This is a genomic window from Geobacillus sp. ZGt-1 (assembly GCF_001026865.1).
Classification (GTDB): Bacteria; Bacillota; Bacilli; order Bacillales; family Anoxybacillaceae; genus Geobacillus; species Geobacillus thermoleovorans.
This window is the reverse complement of the sequence record NZ_LDPD01000016.1, coordinates 142,094-143,955: the sequence shown is the minus strand read 5'-3', so window position 1 is coordinate 143,955 and position 1,862 is coordinate 142,094. Positions and strand designations below refer to the sequence as shown.

The 1,862-nt window shown below is 59.0% G+C and carries 2 protein-coding genes and 1 pseudogene; all 3 read left to right on the top strand.

From position 1 onward, the window contains the following. Positions 1 to 452, top strand: a pseudogene (locus tag VU18_RS07090) (hypothetical protein); the annotation flags it as partial. A 156-nt stretch (positions 453 to 608) separates the two neighbouring features. After that, on the top strand, positions 609 to 1,613 hold the full coding sequence (locus VU18_RS07085) for an LLM class flavin-dependent oxidoreductase (protein WP_047757850.1): 1,005 nt from the start codon (positions 609 to 611) through the stop codon (positions 1,611 to 1,613). 5 nt (positions 1,614 to 1,618) lie between these two features. Beyond that, on the top strand, positions 1,619 to 1,862 hold a 244-nt coding region (locus tag VU18_RS19625; RefSeq protein WP_369793560.1), incomplete at its 3' end, for an MOSC domain-containing protein.

Here is a 1,862-nt window from a genome sequence, read left to right as displayed (position 1 = left end):
CAGTCATCGCCCAGCAGGAGCGGGAGGAAAGGCGGCAATCGCGGTGGGAAGAGCAGCTGGCCAAAGAAGAAGCGGCGCAGCAGGCCGTCATCGAAGCGCTCACCGTGCAAAGCGACACGATGCGCCGGCTCGAACAGCGGACGGCCGAACGCGAGCAGCTCGCCGAAGGAATGGCCGCCCGCCTCGAAGGGCAAGAAAAACTGTACCAAAAGTTGATCGAACAGCTCGAGCTGCAGCACGTGTTCCACGAGACGGTCATCGAACGGCTTGAAGCGCAAGAGGCAGCGCAATACAAAGTCACCCGCCAGCTTGACAGTTTAAAAGAAGCGCTGTATGAGCGATGTTCATTTATCATTGACAGCATGAAACAGCTGTTTCATTCCTTCTTCCCTAAGCGCGGCCCCAAACCCGACCGCCAGGCGGCCGAACAAAAGCAGTCCGTCAGCTTGTGAACTGCCGTGCATCTTGACGGGATTGACCGATCCGCCGGCGGCGGATCGGTTTTTGCCGGACGGGCGGGCAAATGAATGGACAAATCGAAACAAAACAGCGCATAATAGAAACTAATCATTTTTCCCACCGCTGCGGCGGAAGAAGGAGGAATCGCAATGGCGCTGCAACTGAGCGTCCTCGATCAGTCGCCGATCGCGGAAGGCATGACAGCGGAAGAAGCGCTCGAGAACACCGTCAAGCTCGCCCAGCATGTTGAGCAGCTCGGCTATAAGCGGTTTTGGGTGTCAGAACACCACGATACGAACAGCCTTGCCGGTTCGTCGCCGGAAGTGCTGCTCGGCCATATCGGGGCGAAAACAGCGACGATCCGCATCGGCTCGGGCGGCGTGATGCTGCCGCATTACAGCCCGTACAAGGTAGCGGAAAATTTCCACGTACTTGCCGGACTCCACCCCGGCCGCGTCGACCTCGGCGTCGGGCGGGCGCCCGGGGGGATGCCGCGAGCGACGATCGCGCTGCAAGGCGACAGACGACGGTCCGTCGACCGCTACCCGGAGCAAATTGACGACTTGCTCGGCTATTTGTATGACGCCTTGCCGCCGGTTCACCCGCTGTATGGCGTCAAGGCGACGCCGATCGTGCAGTCCCCGCCGGAACTATGGCTGCTCGGCTCCAGTTCGGAAACGGCGAAGCTGGCAGCCGACAAAGGGCTACCGTACGTGTTCGCCCAGTTTATCAACGGGGAAGGCGGCGAACATTATATGCGGCTGTACCGCGACCGGTTTGTTCCATCGCCGTATTTGGCCGAGCCGCGCGGAATGGTCGCAGTGTTTGCGATTTGCGCCGAAACGGATGAAAAAGCGGACTGGATCGCCGGCAGCCTTGATCTGTCGCTTCTTATGATCGAGCAAGGGATGGCGTTCAGCGGCACGCCAAGCCCGGAAAAAGCGGCTGCGTATCCATACAGCCCGTATGAGCGCAAACGGGTGGAAGACAACCGGCGGCGGATGATCGTCGGCAGCCCGGCGCGCGTCAAAGACGAGCTGTACCGGCTGAGTGAAGCGTATGAAACAGAGGAAATCATGCTCGTGACGATTACATACGACTTCGAGGATAAACTCGCAAGCTTCCGGCTCATCGCCGAGGCTGTATGGAGGTGAACACGATGCAGATTCTCTCCATTAATGTCGGGAAGCCGAAAACGATTCACATCGGCGGCCAGTGGATCACAACCGGCATTGACAAAACGCCGGTCGCTCATCCCGTTGCGGTCGGCAAACAAAACTTGGCTGGAGATGGACAAGCTGACCTCGTCCATCACGGAGGAGAAGATAAAGCGATTTGCGCCTATCCGTCCGAGCATTTCGTCTATTGGGAAGAGCGATACGGCCGCCCGTTTACGGCGGGGG

Bases quoted from the DNA above. Each gene is read 5' to 3' on its own strand.
- VU18_RS07085 (WP_047757850.1), top strand. From the start codon at position 609: ATGGCGCTGCAACTGAGCGTCCTCGATCAGTCGCCGATCGCGGAAGGC.